Raw genomic sequence first — 3,575 nt, 5'->3', positions numbered from 1 at the left:
TATGTGCGGCGTGCGGTACTTCGGGTGGATCGTCGTGAACACCTTCGGCAGCAGACCGTCGTTGGCCATGATCATGAAGATGCGCGGCTGCGCGATCACCATAACCAGCACCACCGACGACAGCCCGATCAACGCACCGATCTCCACCACCACCCGCAACCAGCCCAGCGTCGGGTGCGCCGCCACCGCCGTCACCACCGGCTCGTCCGTGCCCAGCAGCGTGTACGGCACCAGCCCGGTCATCACCGCCGCCATCGCGATGTACAGGATCGTGCAGATCACCAGCGACAGCAGCATGCCGATCGGCATGTCGCGCTGCGGCCGGTGCGATTCCTGCGCCGCCACCGACACCGCCTCGAAGCCGATATAGGCGAAGAACACCATCGCAGCGCCGCGCAGCACGCCCTCGAACCCGAACTTGCCCGGGCCCTCATTGGCCGGAATGAACGGCGTCCAGTTGGCCGGGTCCACGTACTTCCAGCCGACCAGGATCACCAGAATGATCAGGCCCGTTTTCAGCACCACCATCGCCATGTTCATCGCCGACGACTTGCTGATGCCCACATAGCACAGCCACGTCAGCAGCAGCACCAGGATCGCCGCCGGCAGGTTCGCGATCGCCCCCGTGGGGCGCAGCCGCCCATCCAGCGGCGCACTGACCAGCGCCGATGGCAGGTAGATGTCGAAATGACTGAGCAGGCTAAGGAAATAGCCGGTCCAGCTGACCGCCACCGCCGACGCCGACACCCCGTATTCCAGCACCAGCATCCAGCCGATGAACCACGCCGCCAGCTCGCCGAAGGTCGCATAGGTATAGGTATAGGCGCTGCCGGAGACCGGCACCATCGACGCGAACTCCGCATACGCCATCGCGCAGAACGCGCAGCAGATCGCCGCCAGCACGAAGCTCAGCATGATCGCCGGGCCCGCATGGTTGGCCGCCGCCTGCCCGGTGATGACGAAAATGCCGCCGCCGATCACCGCGCCGATGCCCAGCGCGGTCAGGCCCCAGGGCCCCAGCGTGCGCTTCAGGCTCAGCCCGTTCGCATCTTCATGGGCGGCGTGCGGGTGCTTGGTGGCCCACAGTTGCTTCAGCATGGGATCACGACACCTTGTTGAGCTTGCTGTGGCGGATGCCGTAGCCGAAGTAGATCAGCAGGCCCAGCACCGTCCAGCCCACGAACAGGTGCCAATGCACCACGAACGCCTGCCAGAACAGGAACAGGCACGACAGCGCGCCCACCGGGCAGATCACCCACACCAGCGGCACCCGGAACGGCCGGGTCAGTTCCGGGCGCGTGTAGCGCAGCACCAGCACGCCGATGCAGACCGTGGCGAAGGCCAGCAGGGTGCCCATCGAGACCAGCTCGCCCAGCACGTTCAGCGGCATCAGACCCGCCAGCGCAGCAGCCAGCACGCCCACCACGATCGTGGCCCAGTACGGGGTACGGAAGCGCGGGTGGACCTTGCCGAACAGCTTCGGAATCAGGCCATCACGTGAGATCGTGTAGGCAATGCGGGTCTGGCCCATCATCATCACCAGCACCACCGAGGACAGGCCGGCGATGGCGCCGATCTCCACGGCGGTCTTCAGCCAGGACAGGCTGGCATACGGCTCCAGCGCGGTCGCCACCGGCTTGTCGGTGCCCAGCAGGTGGTACGGCATCATGCCGGTCAGCACCGCGCACACGATGATGTAGACGATGGTGCAGACCGCCAGCGAGCCAAGCAGGCCGATCGGCATGTTGCGCTGTGGGTCCTTGGTTTCACCGGCCGCGGTGGAAACCGCATCGAAGCCGATGTAGGCGAAGAACACGATGGTGGCCGCACGGAACACGCCGCTCCAGCCGAACTCGCCCGGCACGCCGGTGTTTTCCGGAATGAACGGGGTCCAGTTGGCCATGTCGATGTGCTGCGCGCCAAAGCCGATGAACAGGCAGATCACCGTGACCTTGATCGCCACGATGATCGCGTTGACGAACGCCGACTGGGTCACGCCCACGTACAGCAGGCCCGACACCGCCGCCACGATCAGCACCGCCGGCAGGTTGAACAGCTTGCCGGAGGAGATGAACTCCTGCCCGGTCCAGCTGATCGGCGCCGCGCTGAGCGCGTCCGGGAACGGCATGTGCAGCGTGGTGGTGATGAAGCTGATGAGGTACGCCGACCAGCCCACCGCCACCGAGGCCGAAGCGAAGAGGTATTCCAGCACCAGGCACCAGCCGATGAACCAGGCCATGCCTTCGCCCAGGGTGGCGTAGGAGTAGGAGTAAGCGCTGCCCGAGACCGGCATCATCGCCGCGAACTCGGCGTAGCACAGGCCCGCCAGGGCGCAGGCGAAGCCGGCGATCACGAACGACAGCATCACCGCCGGGCCGGCGTGGTTGGCGGCCGCCTGGCCGGTCAGCACGAAGATACCCGCGCCGATCACGGCGCCGATACCCAGCATGATGAGATGTTTCGCCGTGAGGGTCCTTTTCAGCGAGGCTTCGCCGTCCAGGCTGCCTTCAATCGGTTCGCCGGCATCGACGTGCCCGGCCGGCTCGACCGGTTTGACCCTCAACAGAGACTTCAGCATGCAGTGCTTCCCAGGTGGACGTTGGTGCGGGGCGGGCCCCGCGAAATCGAAAGGCAAGTGCGCGATACGTTGCCGCGCCCTTGAGTGGTGACCGGCCGCCCCAAAGGAACGGCCCGCTGTACCTTAGCCAAAGCTGAAGCCTGCGCACAAGCGCAAATGCAGCATGCCGGGCGATAATCTGCCAAATCCGCCTGATTGCCCGGTTGCCATGTCGTCAAACCCTGAATCCGTTGTAGCACTTGACGCCGCCCTGCGCGGCCAACTGGCCGATTACGCCCGCCGGCACCCCGAACACGCCGCCTTGGCTGACGAATTCGGCACATTGCTGGACGACCCGGAAAACCCCTTCCTGCGTGAGCGCCTGGCCGGCCATTTCACCGGCAGTGCGTGGCTGGTCAGCGCCGATGGGGCGCGGGTGCTGCTGACCCACCACCGGAAGTTGAACCGCTGGCTGCAGCTGGGCGGGCACGCTGACGGCGTCCGCGATCTGGCCAGGGTGGCGCTGACCGAGGCCGAGGAGGAATCCGGCCTGGCCGGGCTGGTGCTGGAGGATGGCGAGCTGTTCGATATCGACAAGCACTGGATCCCCGAGCGCCCCGACGTTCCTGGCCATTGGCACTATGACGCCCGGTATGTGGTGCGGGCGATCGGAAGCGAGGTCTTCGCGATCAGCGAGGAATCGCTGGCGCTGGCGTGGCGTGAGGTCACCGATGTGGCCAATGCGGCGATCGCGACGCCGGACGGGGACGATTCGTTGCCGCGAATGGCCAAGCGCTGGCTCGCACGGTGACCCGGTAGGGTCGCATCCCGATCGACCGCCGACCGTGGTGCAACGTTCGGTTGTGGCATGACCGTTGGCGGAAAAAGCGCGTTTCGTTCGGAGGTGATGCCTTCGTCGCGCCGATCACCGTTATCGGCGGTCGATAGGGATGCGACCCTACCAATGCGTCGCCGAACGTGATCGACCAGCACGCAATGCACCGGTAGAGTCGCATCA

General features: G+C 65.8%; 3 protein-coding genes. 1 reads left to right on the top strand and 2 read right to left on the bottom strand.

Annotated elements, in window-relative coordinates:
• Together ACQG3P_RS16465 and ACQG3P_RS16460 are read right to left on the bottom strand one after the other, a co-directional pair.
• Window positions 1–1,098 (bottom strand): amino acid permease (locus ACQG3P_RS16465; RefSeq protein WP_426805651.1); only part of this gene is annotated, 1,098 nt, incomplete at its 3' end.
• Window positions 1,099–1,102: 4 nt separating this feature from the next.
• Entirely contained in the window at window positions 1,103–2,578 is a 1,476-nt protein-coding gene (locus ACQG3P_RS16460) for an amino acid permease (protein ID WP_320458579.1), read from the bottom strand.
• 208 nt (window positions 2,579–2,786) lie between these two features.
• On the opposite strand from ACQG3P_RS16460, the gene ACQG3P_RS16455 reads away from it, so the two are divergent.
• Complete coding sequence (locus tag ACQG3P_RS16455) at window positions 2,787–3,368, top strand: NUDIX hydrolase (protein WP_426805650.1); 582 nt, start codon at window positions 2,787–2,789, stop codon at window positions 3,366–3,368.
• Window positions 3,369–3,575: the final 207 nt, after the last annotated feature.

This window comes from Stenotrophomonas sp. SrG (assembly GCF_050031795.1).
GTDB classification, from domain to species: domain Bacteria; phylum Pseudomonadota; class Gammaproteobacteria; order Xanthomonadales; family Xanthomonadaceae; genus Stenotrophomonas; species Stenotrophomonas rhizophila_A.
This window is presented reverse-complemented; position numbering and strand designations above follow the sequence as displayed.

Coding starts and splice junctions, on each gene's coding strand:
- ACQG3P_RS16460 (WP_320458579.1), bottom strand. CDS start 2,578: ATGCTGAAGTCTCTGTTGAGGGTCAAACCGGTCGAGCCGGCCGGGCAC.
- ACQG3P_RS16455 (WP_426805650.1), top strand. CDS start 2,787: ATGTCGTCAAACCCTGAATCCGTTGTAGCACTTGACGCCGCCCTGCGC.